Origin of the sequence: Ferruginibacter sp. (genome assembly GCF_028288465.1) — a bacterium.
Taxonomy (GTDB): domain Bacteria; phylum Bacteroidota; class Bacteroidia; order Chitinophagales; family Chitinophagaceae; genus Ferruginibacter.
On the sequence record NZ_JAQBNR010000010.1, the window covers coordinates 1 to 23,099 of the forward strand.

The window sequence follows — 23,099 nt, forward strand, 5'->3', positions numbered from 1 at the left end:
ATTCCTTATCAACCAGTACCAGCAACCAGTAATGACTGGCATGGCGGCAGCCCGGCGCATCGGTCATAAAAACACTTTCTGTGCGCTGCTGTTGCAGGGTACTGCCCAGCAGGTAAATTTTAGCTACGGGTATGGTATCGATGATAAGTGCTGCCAGCTTTGCTTCCTGGCTTTTAAAACGTTCCGTCAGTAAGTAATACATTGCCTTATTTTTTTATTTTTTTTTGTTTGTGTTTTACATTCGGATGGTTTGGAAGGTTGGTGCGTATGTCCGGCAAATGGCAACCCTCTATTAGCTGCAGCAGCCTTCGCCGGAGTGTAAGCACATTGCAGGGGTAATCTTCGTTATTGATTGAATCATTGCGGAGTGCATATTCGGTTATGGTGCTGATTGCGTTTTTCCATTCGGGTTCTGTCATACATGCAACAAATTTTTCAATGGCTTTATAGGGATTGTAGTATTGCCCGGCGGTGAGACTCCGGGGAAAATAATGCCATTCAGTACAGGGCGACTGGCATCCAATGAAGTGTTGTTTTTGCAGCATGCCGGTATTGCCATGCTGCGGTTCCTTTACAATAGCTTCGGCCCTTTTACTATAGGTGAAATGGATTATAAACGCGGCACCGCGCAGTGCTTCCAGCTTTTCCATAAAATAAAGCAAACTGTAAGGGTCGGCCTTTTTCCAGGCTTTGCCTCGCAGGGCAGCTTTAAAGATGCTTTCCATCCGTTGGCACTGCATAATCCGTAACTGTCAAAAAACTCATGGATGCTATCGTACGCATAACGGATTTCCTTATTTTCAAATGCGGTAGCGGGCATGAAACTGATTTTAAGTTGGGTTAAGAATGGTTTTTAGTTTGCCGTTGCAGCAAGGTATATACATGCTGAAACAACTCTTTGGTATACTCGTAAAAGAAAAGCATATTGCTACGCTCGTGCTCATCAGTATGGTCATTGTCTGCAATCAGCGCCAGTTTAAGTATTTTCCAGAGGTCTTCGGCCGGGCCTTCTTCATCCAGCAGTTCAAAATAATAAGCTATGCGCTGCCATTCGTAGGGCAATGCCCTTTGTTGTTTCTTTTTTATTTTGCCCCTTGTATTGCGGGCCTTTTTTGCTGCACCCACTGCATTATTTATCTGCTGTAAAGCAACTGCTTTTACAGGCCGTATATTACATTTAATGCCGTATGTTACGGGCTGCCGCCTGTAACATACGCTATGGTTTTATGCGTAAGCTTTGCTTATATTTGTAGCAGCATAATTAACCCAAGCTATGAACAAAACAATACACCAGGGCCGCAACGTAAAGCGTTTCCGTGAAATGCTCGGTATTAAACAGGAAGGCCTTGCTTACCAGCTCGGCGACGACTGGAACCAACAAAGGATTTCGGCGCTGGAACAAAAGGAGCTGATTGATGATCCGTTACTGGAGCAGGTAGCGACACTCTTAAAAGTACCTGCAGAAGCCTTAGAATTTTGATGAGGAAGCTGCAGTAAACATTATATCAAATACTGTAAATAATAATGACAATGCGACTGGGAATTCGTTGTTTAATTACTATCCCACCTTCAATCCTTTAGACAAAATCGTAGAACTCTACGAAGCATTGATAAAAAGTGAAAAAGAGAAAGTGGCGTTGTTGCAGCAATTGCTGGATAATAAAAAGTAAAGTGCCACTATATAAAAATACATTCATCACACTTGATAATGCATCCCGATTTTTCACGCGGAGCTATCCGTTTTAACTCCTGCAAACTGCGCCGATGTCCGCATACTTACTTTGTTTTCGTAAATAATTTACTTCAATACAAACCAAATGTTGATTGTCGTTGCAAGGCTGCATCCAGCAGTTCAATTCGCAGCGGTATAATATGTGCTGTTGATGATACACATGACCGCAGCTACTTTTGATGCAGTAAAGAAAATCTTAAGTCAAACTTTTATCTGTGATGTATTTGGTGCTGAAGGAAAATACTTTTTCAGGGATATCCAGATAACAAAAAAGGTGAACCGTTCGTTCACCTTGATTTTTTTTGTTCGCTGTCTGCTTACCAGCCCATAGCGTCTTTGGAAACGGTGTTTTTCATACTTGGATGTTTTTGTGATGGATAAATGAACCTGTTATTATAAATTATTATTGTTGGATTCCTGTTGTATTTTACTCCTGGTCCTGCCATTTTTCGGCCACCTGCGTAAAGTGGTAAAACACCCGGCTGGATTTTATTTCGTTTCTTAAATGCACGATATAGCCGCCGTAATACTGATAGTATTCGATAAAAACGGTTTTAAAAAATTCTTTCATAAAACTTTCATCCATGATGCCCTGCAACACGGCAAGCGAAATGCCCTCAAAATAATTAAACAACAGCACAAAAGAGGTGCGTGCTTCGGGATTGTCTTTTAATTTTTGCTGGATGCTCAAAAAGTTGGCCTGGATAAAACTGGCTTTATTGTCATCATAAAAAACTTTGATGTTTTTAAAATGCCGGATGGTTTCCGCCTCATGCATTTTGCAGCTGGTGGTAAAGGTGAGCGTTTCCCTGGATACCTTTATATCGTGCCTGAATTTTAGCTGTCCGTGTTCATAGTTAAGGATAGAGTAAAATATCCCAATGATAATGGAACCAAAAGTTATTATGAGGGCGCTGTTTTTAAGCCGGTCGCCTGGCACGCTTGCCTGGTAAATATGCAATGCCGTTACAATGGTAAACAGTACAGCGGCCAGCACAAATACCAGCCGGTAGTAAAATATAAACTTCACCAACTGGTTAATCGCTTTTTCTACCGGTGGTATTTTGTACTTGTAATCCTGCATTGTTATGGTTGGTTTTTCATTGTAAAGGTTATTAACGAACTGGTGAGGCAACCGGCCGCCATTTTTGTTGCTTTCTTTCCTGCAGCATCCGGTATACATCGGCTGCTTCAAAGTAAATTCTGCCGCCGACTTTGCTGAAAGCCAGTAACCCTTTTTTACGCCAGTTGTACAGGGAGCTTCTGCATATTTGCAGCAATTGCTGCACGGCCAGGCTGTCCATTAAAGTTAGTTGCAGGCTTTCTTTACTGGGCACTGCCTGGCTGCCGGCTAAAGCTTTGCCAGCCGGCGGAGCTAACAATTGGGCTTCGAAGGAAGGGAGTGTTTTTTTGTTGCTGTTTATCATAACGGTTGTTTTAAGGAAACAAACTTAATACGCCGTTTCTTCAAATACATCCGTGTTTAGACGTATTTTTTAAAAAGCTCTCTACGTCTTTATACCTACGTTTTTGTACCTATTTTTTATTGAATAACGGCCCCTGCACAAAATTATTTACCTGCAGCCTGCCATTTTTCATCTGCCATTTTCAGCAGGGCAGTAGTTGGTGTAACCCGCTGCGCTTACTACCGTACCCACCAAAGAATATACAACGATTGCTATTTAAAAAACTTGCATAACAGGTTACCAGCCGTTCTCCATCAAACCCGTGGTCTGTACAACGGTGTGCAAAAATGTGCAACGGCGTTCAAATTTGTGCAACCACAAAATAGCAGTTTTCAAACGTCGTTTAAATCAGCATCAACGCTGCGGCGACAGCTATGGGACCCATCGCTGGCAGCAATTGTAAACCGTTTTAAATCCAATTACTATGGGAAGAATCAACAAAGGAATCCTGGGAGGATTCTCCGGAAAAGTCGGCAGCGTAGTGGGCGGCACCTGGAAAGGGATCGACTACATGCGCAGCAAAGCCAGCCGCACCAATTTTACTGCTACCGATGCCCAGCTGGCGCAGCAGTTAAAGTTCGGTATGGCTGTTCGCCTCGTAACCAGCATGAGTGGCCTGGTTGCCATCGGCTTTCGCAATTATGCCACCAAACAAACGGGTGCCAACGGCGCCGTCTCTTACATGCTTAAGAATGCAATGGACGGTACGTATCCCAGCTTCAGCATCGTGTATGCCAATGTGCTGGTATCCCGTGGCGATCTGCCCAATGTGCTGGCGCCTGCTGCTACCATGGGTGCAGGAAATCAGCTTACCTACAGCTGGACAGACAACAGCGGGGTAGGGATTGCCAAAGCCACCGACCAGGTAATACTGGCCGCCTATTGCCCTGCGCTTAACCAGTGTATCTACACTACCGGCAGCGCTGTCCGGAGCGCCCTTACGGATGTACTTGACCTGTCTACCTTCAGTGGCCAGGCGGTTCACACGTACATCGGCTGCCTTTCGGCAGACGGTCGCGATATTGCCACCAGCATCTATACGGGAGCGATCACTGTTTCCTAAACATCTGGAACTGTGCAATGTTGCAAAACGGCCGCCCTTTCAAGGGCGGCTTTTTTATGCAGGAACTTTGATCTGTGTAAACCGGGGCTGATGTTGTGCAGATGAAAATAAAAATGTTCAGCAATGCCAGAGGTTAGCGGGTCGCTACAGGCAGTTAACCCGCTGCAATGCTAAAATAAATTAAATTGCCGGAGGTATCTGAACGCACCCGATGTACCGCAGTAGCTTGTGTGGCAAAACAACAATAAAACAGCCACGGCTGCAATTTAATAAACCGGTAAATACGCGGTGCAGCCTGTAATTTACCCCGCATGGTATCAGGGGTGTTTATTATATTTGTTGTACATAACCACGCAACTATGAACAAAATACATATGGGCCGCAATGTAAAACGCTTTAGAGAAATGCTGGGCATTAAACAGGAAGGCCTTGCTTACCAGCTCGGCGACGACTGGAACCAGCAAAGAATATCCGCCCTGGAACAAAAGGAGCTGATTGATGATCCGTTACTGGACCAGGTAGCAAAACTTTTAAAAGTACCTGCCGAGGCCATTAAAAATTTTGATGAGGAAGCAGCGGTAAATGTAATTTCAAACACTTTTACAAGTAACGATGCTTCTACATTAAATGCGGTCAATCATCAATGCACATTTAATACTTTAGATAAAATTATGGAGCAGGCGGAGGAAATTAAATCCCTGTACGTGGCATGGCTGAAAGAGAAAGAAGAAAAAATTGTATGGCTTGAAAAATTACTGGCTGAAAAAAATAGCAGTAGAAACATATAACAAATGGGTACTGACTTATAAACGATGTATGTGCTCAGGAACCTGGGATGCACCTTAATCATCGCATAGCTCTGTAGCGACTGCTTTTTAATAAACTATCTGCTACATGACTGCGGAATTATTGAAACTGCTTTCAAAATGCCTGAACTGCAAAAATTGCCCGAAAATTTAATATACCAGCGCCACTTAACCCATTAGAGATTCCAAAACAGTAATAACGCTGCATCTTTTCGTCGAAAAACTGCCGGTAAAAATTGATTTATCGCAAAATACTCCTATGTTTGTGTAGCATTTTAACTACAATCCTCCAATTCTATTCAAAGACTATCCGCTTTTTAATTATTTATCCTTCTGTACGTCTGTTGAACCACCCGTTTTATTAAATCCGATCCCAAACGATTACTACCATTATTTTCCCTTATCATCCATTTTTGCTGAAAAGCTGATGCTGACAATGTAGTTTAGTTTTGATTGTATATATCTGTTGCAGTATTGTAGAAGTTCATTCACTGATGCAACTATACTCCACTATCCTCCTAAAAACAACGCTTATTTATTATTTGTACCACTTTAATTTTTTTTTATGAGGAAATTTTACGTTGCCACAAACCCTTTTAAGACAGTTGCATTGATATTTTCATTTTTTGTGTTTGCTTTTGGGGCAGATGCGGCAGCAATAAACAGTACAGCTGCCGGCGGCAATTGGAATGCTACCACTACTTGGGTAGGCGGGGTGATTCCGGGCGCTGGAGATGATGTTACTGTCGTTTCCGGTGCGACAGTAACAGTTGACGCAGCTAGCAATGCCAAAAGCCTTGTGGTGATCGGAACTTTGAATTTTACGTATAACTTGACAATAGCAAGTAAAGGTACGGTCACGGTTAACTCAGGGGGTACTGTAGGTTTTAACGGTACTGCGATCCTTTTTGGTGCTGGATCAGGAGGCAATGCGGTTACTTTTACATTAAGCTCTGGAGCTAATTTAATTACTGCAAATACAGCTGGTATCACACTTTCTGCTGCAGCCGGAAGTATTCAGGTCCTTGGCACCAGAACATATAGCACTGGTGCAAATTATTCATATAACGGAGCGGCCCTTCAAGTAACTGGGGATGGACTTCCATCAATTGTTAATAATTTAATTATTAACAATAGTGTGGGAGTAAACTTAACTGCTGCCGTAACAGTAACTACATTGACGATTGGGAATGTAACGGCAAACAGCGTATTAAATGATAATGGTAAACAAATCACATCTGGTTCAGGTGGAACACTTAATTTAACTTCCGGAACTTTTAATATTGGTAGTGGTGCTACTGCCACAGCCTATCCCGGCTTTACCACAAACAATATTGCTTCAGGAACTACAGTAAATTATAATTCTACTGCAAGCCAAATCATTGCTGCAGTAAACTATTATAATTTAAGCAATACTGTTAACGGCCCAAGAACTTTACCGGCAAGTGGAACAGTAGGTATTGCCGGTACTTTTTCAACTGGTTCAGGTGCCTATACTGTAACTACAGGAAGCACTGTTAGTTTTAATGGTACTACTGCCCAAACTATTCCTGCGGTTGGATTTTCATTTTATAATTTAAGTATCGACAATACAGGGGCAGGTGTAACTATTAGTAACAATGTAACTGCCACGAATAGTCTCGCACTTAATAATGGAGTACTTACTACCACGGCCTCTTTTAAAGTGATTGCAGCAAATAGTGTAAGCCGGACAAGTGGATGGGTAAATGGTACATTGCAACGGCATATTACCGGCGCTGCTGCTTCTTATACTTTTGATGTAGGAGATGCTACAAATTATTCACCTGTACTGATTAATTATGCCACCACCTCATTTGTTGCTGGTGATTTAACCATAACACCTTTTGCTCTTCAACATCCCTCGTTGGTAACGTCTGGTATAAGCACTACAAAATATGTTAAACGTTATTGGACCCTTACAGGCTCAGGGGGCTTGTCTGGTACCTATGATGCTACTTTTACTTTTGTTGCGGGAGATATCCAGGGCGGAGCTAATACTTCAAATTTTATAGTAAGGGACTATAGCAGCTCCGCATGGAGCACTACAACTATCGGCACACTAACAGCAACTAGTACCAAAGCCACTACAACAGGTTTTGGCGACTTCTGTGTGGGGGAATCAACGGGGGCGCCGACCGTTTTTGCAAATCCTTCAGCAGTTGCGATTTGTACAGGTAACAACACATTTTTTACGAGCACCTCTTCATCAACTCCTTCACCTACTGTTTTTTGGCAACGGAGTACCGATGGTACTACCTGGAGTAATATTATTGCCGGAACAGACGGCGGTATCTATTCAAATTTTGCATCTACTACTTTAACTGTTACGGGAGCCACCGCTGCTGTAACAGGATATTATTATCGTGCAGTATTTACTAATATCAATGGTTCGGTTAATTCCGCTTCGGCACAGCTTACCGTAACGCAACCACCCACAATTACCGGCTTATTTTATTCGCCATCCACCATGGCTACCATTATTTCCACTCCACAAGGCGTTACCCTTACCGGTACAAATGCATATACCGGAGGCACTTTTACTGCTTCACCTGGTGGGCTTAGTATTGACGCTTCTACCGGGGCTATTACACCAAGTGCAAGTACGCTAGGTACTTATACTGTAACATATACTAAAGCAGCGGCAGGGGGATGTAGCCTGGTTTCGGCAACAACATCTGTTACTATTAGCACGGCTTCCATTTCCTATAACGGAGCACCTTATTGCAGTTCAGACAATACTTCACATTCCGTTACGTATAACAATACAAGTGCAGTTTCTGGTGCTGCTTATTCTGCATCCCCATCAGGGCTAAGCATTTCTGCCACGGGAGATATTCTTCCAAGTGGAAGTACGCCTAACACTTATACAGTAACATATAGTAAAACCGGCACAGGTGCATTTACACTAACAACAACAGTGACGATAACGGCGCTTCCGACTGCGTCCATTGGTTATGCAGGAGCTCCATTTTGCACTTCTGATGTAACAGCGCAAACGGTAACATTAACTGGTACCGGTTCCTATTCAGGCGGTGTTTTTTCATCCGATCCTTCACTTGTACTAAATACAGGTACGGGATCATTTACACCCAATGGAAGTAGTGCAGGTAGTCATACTGTAACTTATACAATTCCTGCTTCAGGTGGTTGTGCTTCAGTTCCGGTAACTACAACGTTTAGCATTGTCGCGGCGCCAACTGCAACAGTTACCTATGCCGGAAGCCCATACTGCCTGGCTTATACCACTGCCACACCGACTGTAACAGGTGCTTCAGGTGGAACATTTTCAAGTACGGCGGGTTTAACATTTACAAATACAAGTACAGGTGAAATTAACCCTAACTTAAGTACGCCCGGAACGTACACAGTAACTTATACAATTCCTCCGTCAGGCTCCTGCGGTACGGTTCAAATACAAACTACTGTTACGATTTCAGCAAATCCTACAGGCAGCATTAGTTACCCGGCTCAGCCTTACTGTACTGCTGATGGCCCTAAAACGGTGACCCTGACGGGCACAGGAAATTATACCGGAGGCGTATTCTCGTCAGCAGCAGGATTAACTATCAATGGTACAACAGGTACAGTTACTCCCTCATCAACTACACCTAATACATATACGGTAAGCTATGCTCCTCCGGGATGCCCCATATCGCCATTTACTAATTTAGTTGAAGTAGATGCAGCACCTGCAGCCAGCATTGGCTATGGCGGTACTACCAGTTTTTGTATTGCTGATGGCGCACCTTATACAGTAACCATTACCGGGAACAACTCCGGCACATTTAGTAGCTCACCTGTTGGTTTGGGTATCGATCCTGCTACAGGAACAATTACGCCTTCAACAACTACAGGCGCAGGATCATACAATGTGGTGTATACAATTCCAAAAACGGGTAATTGTGGCCCTGTAGTAGTAACATTGCCAATTACTGTCACCGCTATTGTTGCAACCCCTTCTATATCTGTATCCGGGGGTACAGAACCGGCCTGTCAGCTTACTAACGGAACTACAACTACCACCTACGCTGCTGCTGCAGCCGGTAATACAGGCCTCACATGGTCACTTAGTAATGGGTCTGCCGGTAGTATTTCAGCCGGCGGCGTAATGACCTGGGCAAATGGGTTTTCAGGAACGGTAAACATACAGGTTTCGGCAAGTGGTTGCGGTGGCCCGTCTTCAAATTTCAGGACAGTTACAATAAGTCCGTCTGTCACCACACCGGTATTTGCACTAGGTGCTTCCTCTACCCGCTGCCAGGGTGCAGGTGTTGTATCATACAGCGCAACAGCAACGAATGCCACTACCTTAAATTACGCACTGGATGCTACAAGTACGAGTGCTGGCAACACTATTAACTCCGGCACGGGCGATGTAACATTTGTTGCCGGATGGAGCGGAACGTCTGTAATTATTGCTACTGCAACAGGCTGTAACGGCCCCCTTTCGGCAAACCATACCGTTACGGTTACTCCAACAGTCGGAACCCCTGTGTTTACACTTGGTGCATCTTCAACCCGTTGCCAGGGTGCGGGAACCGTTACGTATGGTGCGACTGCGACAAACAATACCGGCATTACATATAGTTTAGATGCCACAACGCTGGCTTTTGTGGGTAATTCAATAATTGCTACAACCGGCGCTGTAACATATGCAGCGGGCTGGACTGGTACTTCTGTTATTACCGCCAGCGCTACAGGATGTAACGGACCTAAGACAGCTGTACATACAGTAACAATTACACCTACTGTAACCATCAACCCATTTTCACCGGCAACAGCAACGCGTTGCCAGGGTGCTGGTACAGTAACCACAACTACTGCCGCGACTAATTCAACAGGCATTACCTATAGCCTTGATGCTACCACTGCTGGATTTGCCGGGAATAGTATTGTTGCATCAACAGGCGCTGTAACCTACGCAGCTGGCTGGAGCGGCATTACCACTATTACAGCCAGTGCTGCCGGGTGTAATGGACCAGCAACAACAACTTTTGTGGTCACAACTAATGCAACTTCTGTCGGAGGTACGTTATCGCCTTCCAGTTCCTCGCCGCTCACTGTTTGTGCAAACGCAAACAGTGGAAATATTACACTGACGGGTCACACTGGAACAATTACCCAATGGGAAAAATCCACCAATGGAGGTGGTACCTGGACAAATATTGGCAACGGAGGAAATGCAACACTGAGCTATCTGAATTTAGCCCAGACCACTTTGTACAGGGTACTGGTAACAAATGGTACCTGCGCTGGTGTATATTCCACATTGGGTGAACTCGTAGTTCTTCCAGCTTTTACACCAGTAATTACGCCATCGGCTACTGCAACATGTATTGGTGCGCCAATAACATTAACGGCGTCAGGTTATTCAAGTACCGGATTAGTGATTGCAGGAGGTGATTTTAGTAATCCTAAACCAACAGGCTGGAGCGGGATGAGTGGCAATGCCAGTCCTAATAGCGGTGGCAACCCATCTAATAATATATGGGGAATAACAAATGGCGATGTATATAATAACGTAACGTATAATTCTACTCCTGTTGGCAATAAATTCTTCATCGTGAATGGAGTTCCTCCGGTCACTAATCCAAGCATTTTTTATACGCCTGTGTTCAGCACCGTTGGCATGTCATCTGCTGTATTGGTTTTTAACCAGGCTTATAATCTGAATTCCGGGGCTGTAGCTTCTATACAAATTTCTACAAATGGTGGTACTTCGTGGACAACACTTCAGACATATACAGGAACTGCAGGTGGTAATGTTTTTGGTCCTACAAACGGTTTAAGCCCGGCAATAGGCATAGATTTAAATGCTTATCTCGGCTTGTCCAATTTGATGATTAGCTTCAATTATTTGGGCTCGGCAGGTAGTAACTGGGCTTTGGATAATGTGGTGGTGACAAATAGCCTGGCGAACCCATCTGGCACAAATGTGTACAATCCACTCCATTATACCTGGTCACCAACTACTTACATTTCCTTACCAAGTAATGATACGACCCGAACTGTTACCGTAACACCAACGGCAGCGGGTTCAATAACATATACGGTATCGGCAGCGGTTGGAAGCTGCGCTGCCACTTCTCCTTCCCTGCCTGTTACCATCACAGTTAATCCACTAGCACAAGGATCGTTAACAGCCAACGGCCCTTTCTGCGGAACGGGTGCAGGACAACTTACTTTTACAACAACAGCAGGCACAGGGCCATTTACTGTAGTTTACAATGATGGGGTAGCTAACCGTACAGTAAACAATGTGGTAAGCGGTACTCCGTTTAACGTATTTGCTACGCCCGTAGTGGCAACTACTACCTATACGCTTGTATCTGTTACTGATACCAAAGCTTGTAGCCGTACGACAGGGTTTACCGGGCCAACAGCTACAATTATCATTAATCCTGTTCCCATCGTAAACGTAACCGCATCAACAATATGCGGAGGTGCACCGGCAACGATTACTGCAGTACCGGCAACTGGTGCAACTACTGACTATTCTTACTTGTGGACAGTACCTGCATCAGCAACGGATCCTGGTAGTGTTTCAACGTTTGCATCAAGCGTAACAGGCGACTACAGGGTGGTTATTACAAATAACGCCACAAGTTGTGTGTCGGCTCCGTCCGCTACTAAAACTGTCGTTACTGCCTCAAACCAATGGACAGGCGTGTTTGATAATGACTGGCAGAAGCCGGCCAACTGGTCTTGTGCGGCAATCCCTACAGCCTTATCAGATGTAATAATTCCTGCAACTGCACCGTTTATGCCGCAGTTAACCGCAGCATCTTTTACAAAAACACTTACTCTACAGGGTAGCGCAGAAGTAGATCTGAATGGATTTGCTTTAACGAACTCGGGATCTGTAACTATGGGAACAGGAACCTTTAAAGGTTCACCCACTTCTGATCTTAGTTTTGATGCTGCAGGTTCAAGCACCATTAATTTTAAACAGACTATCGATGGCACAACCAATGCGTTAAATAACTTAACCATCAGCAGTGCAGGTGCTGCAGTAACCTTAAATAACAAAGTATCGTTGTATGGAGCATTGACGCCAACAGCCGGGGCATTATCCATCAATGATGAGCTGGTTTTACGCTCTACTTCAACCAATACCGCTATGGTGGGCCAGGTAGGAGGAACGATTGCATACAGTGGCAGCGGAAAAGTTACTGTAGAGCGCTTTATCGGCATGCCCAGTAGAAAATGGCATTTGTTTACCACACCGGTATATGGCGGAGGCAGCATATTCGACAACTGGCAGATTGGAGGTGCAACAGTTGATATAACTCCTTCGGTAGCAGGAAAGGGAACATTTATAACAGGTTCAGTCGTAGGTACTGGCATTAGTGGAAATGGGCTTGATAACGGCCCCTATCCTAACAGTTCTTTAAAAGTAGGGGATGAGGTATTGAGCCCTGTTAATAATACGATTAATGCCAAATTATCCAAAGCGGGAACAAATGCTGCTAATATACCCTACTTCCTGTTTGTAAGGGGAGATAGAACGGCGGCTAATTTTACGGTCGGAAATTCCACCCCTACAACGCTTAGTGGAAGTGGCAAACTACAAACTGGTACACAAACATTTACTGCGGCGGCAACTTCATTTACTATGATTGGTAATCCATACGCATCGCCAGTAGATTTTGGAAAATTACCGAGAACTGGTCTTACCAATTCCTTATATGTTTGGGATCCCTACTTAAACCTGAGTGGAGGCTATGTAACCTTGTTTGAAAACAGTCCGGGATCACGCGTTTATATTGCGAGCCCTTCCGGTTCGCCCGGCAATCCAAGTGCGATTATTCAGTCCGGACAAGCATTCTATGTATACAATCCTGGCACGGCAGATTCATCACTTGTAATAGACGAGACAGCAAAATCAACCGTTAACAACCAGGCAATATTCAGACCGATGAGCCCCAATGCCCAAATAGCATCGCTTGCTACCAATTTGTATGCATTTACAAATAAAGACAGCCTGTTCCTGGCAGATGGTAACCTGGCGCAGTTTAATGACAGCTATAACCCGGGAGTTGACTGGATGGATGCCAAAAAAATGAACAATACAGGTGAAACGTTCAGCCTGCTTTGTAATGGGGTTGCACTGGCAGCTAATAGAAGGCCGCTGCCAGCGATGACTGATACGTTGTTTTACCAGCTCACCAGGACAACTGCTAAAAAATACCAGTTCCAGTTAATAGCAACTAATTTGGATCAGGATAACCTGGCAGGTTTTGTACAGGATCAGTTTACGCATATCAATACGCCCATTAATATGAATGGCAGTACTAAAATCAATTTCGCAATCACCAGCAATAAAACTTCTGCAGCTGTCAACCGCTTCAGGGTAGTGTTTAAACCATCGGTGGTGTACACCAATGTGGCTGCCAGTGTGCTCGCCAGTGATATCGGGGTACAATGGAATGTGGCCAGCGAAGAAAACATCAAAGGCTACGAGATTGAACGCTCAACAGATGGTACGCACTTTACCAAAGTAGCCGACCAGGCTTCTGCGGGAAACAGTGAAGCGGCTGTTGCTTACAACTGGCTGGATGTAGCGCCTGCACTGGGTCAGTATTACTACCGTATCCGCAGCATCAGTTACAACGATGTGATTGGTTACAGTAATATTGTAAAAGTGAAACTGAACAGAAGCACACCTGCCATCTATGTATTTCCTAACCCGGTTACAGAAAATACCATTCACCTGCAGATGAACGGTATGGCGAAGGGTGTGTATGCAGTGCGGTTAATGAACAACCTGGGCCAGGTTGTGGTGAGCAACTACATTGCCCACATGGGCGGTACTGCTACAGAAACCATCACACCTGCCAATAAAATACTCGCAGGTATTTACCAGCTGGAAATTGCAGCGCCTGACAAAAAAATAACTACAGTCAAAGTGATTGTACAATAACGGATACCTTATTCTTCCACACATGAATTACCCCTGCTGCCCCGATACCCGGGGCAGCTTTTTTTTAGTATTGTTACCGACATTCAAAGCAAGGGATAAGTGCAGCTCATGGAAGCAATTCATCTGCTGTTGCCGCAGATGCAGGTAGCCGGAGGGTTCCGGCGTTACCAACCTTCATAGTTATACGTGCCAGGAAAACTCACTAACTGGCGTATCTGCAGGAGGTGTGGATAATACATTTTTGTTGGTATGATTTGCTTTTAAATATGGCAGCCCCTGCAACAGAGGCAATTCCGGTTCGTCGAAAACACCCCCTTAAAAATTGGAAGTATCATTTTTTTTCTTACCTTCATCTCAGCTTATCTTTTCTACAACCACATCTTACCATCCTCTGCAAAAATTTACTTTTTTAAACCGGTAGCAATGCATCTTGTATTAACTACTATTGGCTTAAAAATAAATACTGCCGATCAGTTCCGTTTGAACATGTTAATAATTGTTGATTACAAGTGCAGGCTGCGTATTTATGATGCTTTTAACAAGGCATTTAAATCCTGCCACACCGATTAATTGTATACTGTGTAAGAAATTGATACCGTCCGCAACCCTGTTGAAAAATTACCCGTTAAGCAGTCCCTTTACCCTTTTGAATTTCCTTTTCAGTAAACTGCCTTTAACAGCAGCAAGATGTTTTTAATTTTTAAATAAATTGTATGAAGAGCAAACTGTATGCACTTGAAAACTGGTCGCAAGTATTGGACGCTGTAAAAAAAGGATTATTGTCGTTGTTGCCGCAACCTGCCTTGCAACCAGTAATCAACCAGTCGCCCAACAGAAGAGAAGAACTGTTACGGTCACGTAGAAATGACCGGAATGAAGATTAGATGCTATTAGTCCAGCAATTAAAGAGGGATAAACCGGGGCGTGCCTGTTGTAAGGCTATCTCCAAAAATACAAATAGCGTAACTTGTTGCCTGCCCTTCCCGGGCGGGCTTTTTGATGCATTACAAGCCAATTTGTATAGCTTCGTTCTCCGAAGCAATTATTTCAAGATGCTGCTGTTTTTTAGCCGCCCGCAATTGCAGGTTGGTAGCAGTGCAGTACTGGTGTTGCTTAAAAAAATTCATTTGAATAATGTTCCAGTTGTATTTGCTGGTCACAATGTTCCGGGCCTTTAATTCTTCAAACAGGGTGTCGCTGATGGGGAAGAAGTCATCCCGGCCGAGGTAGTCAAGGTCTGCATCACAGATAATTTCTTCCAGCTGCGTTTGCGGCGCCTGGGGAATTTTTGTGGCCATAATTAATCCGCAAATAATTTGTATCTGTTGTTGTGTCAAGCCAAAAGCTGGTAATTCTTTTTTGGCCAGTTCGCAGCCTGCCAGCTCATGCTCGCGGTAGGTAAAAAGAAAGCCGGTATCATGATACAGGCAGCCAACTTTTAAAAGGAAAAGGTCAGCAGGGTTGGTTATTTTTTCTTTGAATGCAATGCTGCATGCCTGCTGCTCCACATCAATAGTATGATGCACCCCATGGTAAAACAGGTCAGGTGCCAACTGGGTGCTGAGTTTCAGCAGTATGGCCGATCGTATGGTTTCATATAGCTTTTCAGGCATAACTTAATACAAACATAAATAAAATAATTAAACAGTATCATGGCCGGTGCATTTCAGCTGGTCGTTTATTTTTAACGCTGTACCGGTTGAAGCACCAAAACTGGCTGACTGCCCCGGCTGCTGCCTGCCCGTGCGGTAAGCGGTCTCCGCCACCCATTACATATTAAATGCGCACTGACCCTATAGCAAACGCAGGTTATAAGGATACATTGTATGAATCTATGCTGCAATACAAACAAATCATATTCTCTTTTATGCTTTCATCGTTTAGCAGCTCCCGGACGTTGCCAGATCACGGCCATTGTTGAATGGGTGCGACCCCCAACAAATAATAATTATCAGATTATGAACCATATCTAAAAGAATGTCTTATATTTACCTCATAAAATTCCCGTTTTATAGTACTGCCTAAAGTCAATTCCTATCATTAATTGCCAATCACCCCATTTTTGTTTTTCTTTTCAACGTGCTGACATTAATTGTTATAGCACTGTTTGACCTGTAAAAGCATTTTTCAATATCTGCGTGAAAATTTCAACACTCACTATTAAACTTATTGTATGAGGCAATTTTTTACGTCCGTTACGGTGGTAAAATCAGCACTTTGTTTGGTGCTGTCTTTATCCCTGCTTGCTACCCTGCAGGCGCAGCAAACCAGTATTTCTGACTATGTTATTTTTGGCGGTACCAGCCAGCCTTTATCAGGTCAGAAAGCGCCGGTTGCTCCCGGGTATGGTGTTCAACTCGGATCTTCAACTACCATCAATGGTGGTTCAGTAGGCAGTTATAAATTTGTTCAAACCACTGGTAATACTTCCATTGCAGCAAATGTGTATAGCGGCGGAATCATCAGTTTAACCAACAGCAATGTGGTAACAGGCAAAATTGCCGCCGGCCTTCCAAATACAAACCCCGCTCCCGGAACGGTGCTTTCCATAGGTTCAAGCGCCAGCCTTGGCGGAAGTATCAATGTAAACGGCAACATCGTAATAGGCGGCGGTACGGTAACCGGACCTGTAAACCATCCTTTAAATACCACTTATTATTTTGCCAATAATCTGGTTCCAAACGTTGCCAACCCGGTAGTAACACTCCCTGGGTTGCCTTCCATGCCGGCCATCAACCAATTTCCTGTCAACAATTCCACTGTTGATATCACAACAACAACAAAGCTGATTGCTAATTCCAATGGAGATCCCGTTATTCGTAGAAATATTTTATTGGGAGGCAACAAAACAATCACCCTGCAGGGAGCAGGCGTATATGTCTTTAAATCAATAAAAAATACGGGCAACAGCAACAGTTTTGTTTTTGACCTAAGTGCCACCCCGTTGGGAAAGATAAAAGTGTATGTGGAAGGCGACGTTGATTTAGGCAAAGTAACAGCTTCGGTAATTGGCGGCACTGAAGCAAGTGTCTATTTTGAAACACATGGTAACGGTGCCACTTCACCCAACGGAACCGTTGCATGGAATACGGCCAATGGCTCAGGCGGCGGATCAAAATGGGTTGGTTCCGTGTGGGCGCCTTATGCTGCCATCAATATCGGTTCAGGAACAGGCACCACCACTTTAACAGGTGCGCTTTGGAGCGGAACACAGGTAATGATTCAAAGCGGTATAACAATCAATTTTGCGCCCTTTATTTTTTGCAATATTGCGGGTACAACTACCCAAACCAATGTATTATGTAAAGGAAGTGCTACGGGCGTCATTAATCTTACCGTGACAGGTGGTACAGCACCCATCACTTATAAATGGACCGGGCCGGGTACGTTCACTGCGTTATCTCAAAATATCAGCAATCTTGCTGCAGGTACTTACAACGTAACTTTTACAGATGCTGCCGGTTGCAGTGGTTCAGCTTCGGCAACCATTACGGAACCGGCTAACGGATTATCGGCCTCCGTTAGCAACCAAACCAATGTAAATTGTTTTGGAACATCTACAGGCAGTGCAACCATCGCTGCAACCGGCGGCACATCGCCTTATACCTTTTCACTGAATGGTGTACAAAATAGTACCGGTCTGTTTAGCGGACTTGCCGCTGCCACTTATTCTGTAACCGTTGCAGATAAAAACGGTTGTACAGCCGCCGTAGCTCTAACCATTACCCAGGCGCCTGCGCTTACTGTTGGCAGTATCAACTCCAACTCGCCACTTTGTATAGGTACAAATTTGACATTAAGTTCAGCTGCATCGGGGGGAACTGCTCCCTATACATACGCCTGGACAGGGCCTAATAGTTTTACCAGTACCGATCAGAATCCGGTGCTCCCTACTGTTACGGATGCTGCCTCCGGAGTGTACACCCTGCAGATAACCGATAGCAAAGGTTGCGTCGCCAGCACCGGTAACACAGTCAATGTAACAGTTAACCCGCTTCCTGACGCCAGCGCAGGCGATGATAAACCCTTTAATTTTGACGGCAATACGACGCTGAACGGGTCTTCATTAACTCCCGGCGCAACTTTCAAATGGACAGCACCTCCCGGCGGAGAAATAAAATCGCCCGCTGACCAGGCCAACATCAATGTTGGGGTGCCTGGTATGTATACGCTTACGGTTACTGCAGCCGGATGCGCTACCACAAAACAGGCATTGGTTTCAAACAAGGTCAACAAACTGATTGGGTCTGAACTTACCTCCATTTATTACAACAATCCCAACGGAGATCCTTCGCCATTTTTTATCATTGCCAATGGAATGGTAAGGATAGATATCATTGTGCAGGTAAACGATTACCAGACGGTATTAGACCTGCTGCAGACTGCGGATTACGGGCTTGTTAATATAGTTACCAATGGTGTTAACGGTGCGCAGGGCAGCAAATTAATTATCACGGGCGATTACCCGATTGCCAACCTGCTCAAGCTGAATTTACTGAATGACATTATTAATTTTTGCCGGCCTTTTTATGCGCCGTTCAGCAACAGCGGGCTTGTAAATTCTGCTGGTGATACCACCATGCGCTCTAACCTGGTAAGAAGCGGGTATAAACTAACCGGCGCAGGCGTTAAAGTGGGGGTTATTTCAAACAGTTTTAATACTATTTCCAGCGGTACAACTGCTACGCTGCCTTACAACCCTGTTCCCGGTGCTGCGCAAACTTTTAATACCAATACCGCAGCTATTGATCTGTCCAACGGGGATCTTTCCAATGTAACTGTATTGGGAGACTACCCGGCTAAAAGCACGGATGAGGGCAGGGCAATGCTTCAGATTGTCCACGATGTTGCACCCGGAGCAAACCTGTATTTCCGTACCGGATTTTTAACAGCCGGTGATTTTGCTACTGGTATTGCCGACTTAAAAAATGCCGGCTGCAGTGTTATAGTGGATGATGTAACCTATATCACCGAACCTTATCTTAAAGATGGGGTAGTAGCCAAAGCCGTAGATGCGGTAAAAGCGCAGGGAGTATCTTATTTTTCTGCTGCGGGCAATTTTGCAAATAAGTCGTATGAACAAGACTTTACGCCGGCAAGTGCAGCCCCTGCAGGATTTCCTGGAAAAATAGCGCATGATTTTTCCGGTACCGGAGATATTTTTCAGCATATCACCCTGGTTCCCGGCGATTATACCATTGTATTGCAATGGGTAGATGATATTTATTCTACCGGGCAAACCCAGGGTACGCATTATGACCTGGATATGTTTTGGACATCCAATACAGACGGCACTGGTTTAAAGGGATTTAACAGGGACAACACCAATGGCGACCCGTTGGAAATATTACCCTTTACAATTACTACTTTAACCGATGCCAATTTCCTGGTTGTTAATAATACTACCGATGGCAACCCGGCACGTATCAAATATATTATTTACCGCGGTGATGTAGCCATTCTGGAATACAACGTAGGTACGTCCACATTGGTAGGCCAGGCAAATGCAGCGGGTGCCATTGCTGTGGGAGCCGCCCGCTACGACAAGGCTCCCCCTTATCTTACAACACCATTGATCGAATCTTTTTCTTCTATTGGTGGAACTAAGGCAGAAGGTGTAGTAAGAAATAAGCCTGATTTAACAGGACCTGATGGTGTGAATACTACCGTTAAAATGGGCCAGGATTACCCCAACAGTGCATTGGATGGCTACTCCAATTTCTTCGGTACATCTGCAGCAGCACCGCATGCGGCCGCAGTGGCGGCATTGTTAATGGAGGGAAAGAAAAAATTCCTCGGACTGGCAACAACCCCGCCAGATGATATCCGCTCGTTGATGCAGACAACCGCTGTTGATATGGAGGTAGCTAATAATTTACCGGGTACGCATTTCGATTTTATTTCAGGCTTCGGAATGGTAAATGCTGACTCTGCAATGCGCACTTTTGCTGCGCCCACCGCAACCCTGATTGACGTAGTTGTACCTCCCTCAGTAATACCCTGTAGCGGAACGCCTTTTACCGTAACCATTACTGGCGAAAATTTTAACTACAATACCATTGTTATGCTGGTGAATGCACCCGGCGATACAACCCGCATTGTGCCAACTTTTATCAACTCAAATGCAGTATCGGTAACAGTCAGTTCCTGTATCGGCAATCCTGAAATTCTTGCTTATACGCCTCCTAAATCCGGCACCAACGGAACTGATGGAGGTTTTTCCAACAGCAAGTATTTCTTTAGCGCAAGTATTAAAGTTACTGCTAACAATATAGTTAAGAAATATGGAGAGTCGCTTGCAACACCAACTACAGTAATAACTGTGGATGGCGTACTGTTACAAAACACAAGCCCGTTGTTAAGTTTACAGGATATTGGGCTGGATAGCCTGGTACTGACTACAGCTGCAACATCTGGCAGCGATGTAGGCACCTATATTATTACCCCATCCAGAACTTTTAATTTAAATTATGCACCTCACGCGGAATTGCTAAAGAAATATAGTTACCAGTTTTTTAATGGCACAGTTACCATAGCAAAAATGCCTTTAAAAGTAACGCCGAACAATATGACAGTCACTTACGGTCAAAGCATTGGCAATAATATTACCTATAAGTATGAATTCAATGCAGCAAATGTTGCTAATGCGGCTCAGTTTACAAACGACATCAAATCCTATCATCAGGCATTAATGCCAACGAATGCACTGGCGGTGGTAAAAGATTTTACTAAGGTGCAGGCAAACAATAAAGTACTTTCCAGCGCCGACCTTGCCAACATGAATGTAATTGCGAGCTTTAACGCTGTAAAAAATTCCCGTAAGTTTTCTTTGTCAAACAATACGCTGATACCAATACCTGCCGGAAGTCCGCTGTTGCAAGACAATTTAAATATTCAATATCTTGTTGACGTGGCTTCAGCATCTATCAACAATTATAGAACAGATCCCACAACATCCACCTTTATCAACGCTAATACGGGCGTTGCATCCAAAGCCTTTTTAAGTGCTGCGGCAATGGAAAGTGATGACCTCAATACAGGAACTGTAAAGGTAAATGGCTCTTTGCTTAAAGTGGTAAGCGGTTCGCTGGAACAGATGGTAAGTGCATCGAACCTGGCTCCGATACTAAATGGTAATTTAGTGCAGATGGTAGACGCTACCCTGATGGAGTATGTGAACGGAGTACTCGTTCCGGTTACCAACGCAGCATTGGTGCAATATGTAAATGATGGTTCGTGGGTGCAGGTAACTACTTCAGGCAGTTTGCTTAAAGTGGTAAGCGGATTACTGAAACTGGTGAATGGCACGCTGCTTAAAGTTGTATCGGGTTCAACGGGCATAACAGAATCATATGTACAACTCACCAACGGCTCACTGCTAAAAGTTGTCAGTGGTTCTTTGCTAAAGGTTGTTAGTGGTACCAATACAGTGGTGTATCAAGATGGTAGTCCTGTTTTAGACAGTACAATTGTAATGTTACCCAACGGGCTTGCACAGATCACCAGCGGATCCTTGCTTAAGGTTGTAAGCGGTTCCTTACTTAAGGTTGTAAGCGGTTCATTGTTGAAGGTGGTTAGCGGCTCCCTGCTTAAGGTTGTAAGTGGCAGCCAGCTCGGCACTGATGCCCTCAATAACAATACAGCGGTAATTTTGGATAGTGCGGATGCTGGCGATGCCTCAGGACCGTTCTCACCTAATTCAATGTTTGGCATCAATATGATTACTGGTCTGGATGCAGGCAAACAATACCTGGTACCCGGCGTGCTGGCCAACCCCAATTTTGATATAACGTATGGCCTTGGCGAAGTGACTATACAACAGGCTGCATTAACGGTTACCGCAAATAATTTTACAAGGCCTTATGGCGAAAATAACCAGCTTACCGCAACGTATAGCGGCTTTGCTCCGGGAGATAGTTTACAAAATAGTGTTACCACGTTGCCGGTGTTAAGCACTACCGCTACGCAGACAAGTGCAATAGGTACTTATCCAATTACGGTTAGTGGTGGTACTTCATCCAAATACACTTTTAATTATGTACCAGGCGTGTTAACAGTGGTTAATAACCCCTGTTTGCTGCCATCCAATACGGCAACCAATTTTGGTAGTACTGCTAATCCAAATACCCCCACCAGCCTGTGGTTGAATTTAACTACCAAAGTGAGCGGTCAGCTGGCGGTTAACGGAGATTACCTGACGTTCCGGGCAGGAACTATCGCATTAAATAACATCAACTATACACTGGTTGGAAGCCAGGCAATTCCGAACGGTAAAATAATTGCAGATAACAGTGTTACAGCACCCGTTACCAATTTTGATGCCGGCACCAATACCTGGATAACCAGGGTGCCATTAGGGTTTGCCAGCACGTCGGATATTTTTATAACCGGCGCTATCATTAATTCCAGTACTGGTTTTGCGAAAAAGAACAATGCCAATACGGTAGTTACAGGAATTATGTATAGCAACAAGTACTTTAAAGACCAATGGACATATGCAACGGCGGCTTATCAATTACCCAAACCCACCAATTATTTTACCTATGCGCAGGTGGGCGGAGCAGGGCAGATAGTTGCCATTAATGGAACTTATCGTGCAGGCACGCCGTTACCGGTTATTCAATATCTGGTACAGGGCGGCAGCGGCGGCGGTGGAAATAATTATACAGGAAGTACCGCTTCGTTCAATACATTTACCGCCTGTATCCCGTCCGATTCTTCCGCTGTAAACCGCCTGATGACGGGCGTATCGCAACCGGTACAGGTAGCGCACCAGGAAGATATCGCACCTGCTAAAGCAGGATCATTGTCTATTTTCCCCAATCCGGCATCGGCTGATTTTACCCTGGTATATGTTCCGGCGCAAACAGGAAACAGTTCAATATCGATATTAACAGCAGACGGAAAGCAGGTTATGGAATTTAACAATGGCGTTTGGGAAGCAGGTAAAAAATATATCAAAAATATTGATGTAAGCAGACTGGTGCGGGGATTATACCTGGTTCAATTAAAAACGGGTAACAATACCACAGTGAATAAAATTATTATAAACAGGTAATTTTAACCAAACCCTAAATTCGTTGGGATG

Annotated in this window: 14 protein-coding genes; 7 read left to right on the forward strand and 7 right to left on the reverse strand. The window is 44.4% G+C overall.

The window, feature by feature from the left end:
- The 3 genes from JWR61_RS03570 to JWR61_RS03580 all read right to left on the reverse strand — a co-directional run.
- Nucleotides 1-202 (reverse strand): hypothetical protein (locus JWR61_RS03570; protein ID WP_301926486.1); only part of this gene is annotated, 202 nt, incomplete at its 3' end.
- Nucleotides 203-206: 4 nt separating this feature from the next.
- Nucleotides 207-725: a hypothetical protein gene (locus JWR61_RS03575; protein ID WP_301926487.1), complete on the reverse strand. Its 519-nt coding sequence runs from the start codon at nucleotides 723-725 to the stop codon at nucleotides 207-209.
- A gap of 115 nt (nucleotides 726-840) precedes the next feature.
- Entirely contained in the window at nucleotides 841-1,125 is a 285-nt protein-coding gene (locus tag JWR61_RS03580) for a hypothetical protein (protein WP_301926488.1), read from the reverse strand.
- 148 nt (nucleotides 1,126-1,273) lie between these two features.
- Between JWR61_RS03580 and JWR61_RS03585 the strand changes: the two genes are divergently transcribed.
- Together JWR61_RS03585 and JWR61_RS03590 are read left to right on the forward strand one after the other, a co-directional pair.
- Nucleotides 1,274-1,480: a helix-turn-helix transcriptional regulator gene (locus tag JWR61_RS03585; RefSeq protein ID WP_301926489.1), complete on the forward strand. Its 207-nt coding sequence runs from the start codon at nucleotides 1,274-1,276 to the stop codon at nucleotides 1,478-1,480.
- A gap of 67 nt (nucleotides 1,481-1,547) precedes the next feature.
- A complete protein-coding gene (locus JWR61_RS03590) occupies nucleotides 1,548-1,670 on the forward strand; it encodes a hypothetical protein (RefSeq protein ID WP_301926490.1) in 123 nt (40 codons plus the stop codon).
- A 489-nt stretch (nucleotides 1,671-2,159) separates the two neighbouring features.
- Here JWR61_RS03590 and JWR61_RS03595 read toward each other — a convergent pair whose 3' ends face one another.
- Together JWR61_RS03595 and JWR61_RS03600 are read right to left on the reverse strand one after the other, a co-directional pair.
- Nucleotides 2,160-2,816 carry a DUF4760 domain-containing protein gene (locus tag JWR61_RS03595; RefSeq protein ID WP_301926491.1) on the reverse strand — a complete coding sequence of 219 codons (657 nt, stop codon included), beginning with the start codon at nucleotides 2,814-2,816 and terminating at the stop codon, nucleotides 2,160-2,162.
- A gap of 31 nt (nucleotides 2,817-2,847) precedes the next feature.
- On the reverse strand, nucleotides 2,848-3,159 hold the full coding sequence (locus tag JWR61_RS03600) for a helix-turn-helix domain-containing protein (RefSeq protein ID WP_301926492.1): 312 nt from the start codon (nucleotides 3,157-3,159) through the stop codon (nucleotides 2,848-2,850).
- Nucleotides 3,160-3,622: 463 nt separating this feature from the next.
- Here JWR61_RS03600 and JWR61_RS03605 point away from each other — a divergent pair, with 463 nt between their 5' ends.
- The 4 genes from JWR61_RS03605 (at nucleotide 3,623) to JWR61_RS03620 (ending at nucleotide 14,895) form a co-directional block, all read left to right on the forward strand.
- The gene (locus tag JWR61_RS03605; RefSeq protein ID WP_301926493.1) at nucleotides 3,623-4,261 is read left to right on the forward strand and encodes a DUF6266 family protein; all 639 of its coding nucleotides are present in this window, start codon (nucleotides 3,623-3,625) and stop codon (nucleotides 4,259-4,261) included.
- Nucleotides 4,262-4,620: 359 nt separating this feature from the next.
- Nucleotides 4,621-5,049 carry a helix-turn-helix transcriptional regulator gene (locus JWR61_RS03610; protein WP_301926494.1) on the forward strand — a complete coding sequence of 143 codons (429 nt, stop codon included), beginning with the start codon at nucleotides 4,621-4,623 and terminating at the stop codon, nucleotides 5,047-5,049.
- A gap of 583 nt (nucleotides 5,050-5,632) precedes the next feature.
- Complete coding sequence (locus tag JWR61_RS03615) at nucleotides 5,633-14,011, forward strand: hypothetical protein (RefSeq protein WP_301926495.1); 8,379 nt, start codon at nucleotides 5,633-5,635, stop codon at nucleotides 14,009-14,011.
- A gap of 713 nt (nucleotides 14,012-14,724) precedes the next feature.
- Nucleotides 14,725-14,895 (forward strand): hypothetical protein, encoded by a 171-nt coding sequence (locus tag JWR61_RS03620; RefSeq protein ID WP_290335771.1) that lies wholly within the window; start codon nucleotides 14,725-14,727, stop codon nucleotides 14,893-14,895.
- 120 nt (nucleotides 14,896-15,015) lie between these two features.
- Here JWR61_RS03620 and JWR61_RS03625 read toward each other — a convergent pair whose 3' ends face one another.
- A complete protein-coding gene (locus JWR61_RS03625) occupies nucleotides 15,016-15,624 on the reverse strand; it encodes an HD domain-containing protein (RefSeq protein WP_301926496.1) in 609 nt (202 codons plus the stop codon).
- A gap of 27 nt (nucleotides 15,625-15,651) precedes the next feature.
- The gene (locus tag JWR61_RS03630) at nucleotides 15,652-15,777 is read right to left on the reverse strand and encodes a hypothetical protein (RefSeq protein ID WP_301926497.1); all 126 of its coding nucleotides are present in this window, start codon (nucleotides 15,775-15,777) and stop codon (nucleotides 15,652-15,654) included.
- Between the two features lie 407 nt (nucleotides 15,778-16,184).
- Here JWR61_RS03630 and JWR61_RS03635 point away from each other — a divergent pair, with 407 nt between their 5' ends.
- Nucleotides 16,185-23,069, forward strand: coding sequence for an MBG domain-containing protein (locus tag JWR61_RS03635; protein WP_301926498.1), 6,885 nt, complete (start codon nucleotides 16,185-16,187; stop codon nucleotides 23,067-23,069).
- The last annotated feature ends 30 nt before the right edge of the window (nucleotides 23,070-23,099 follow it).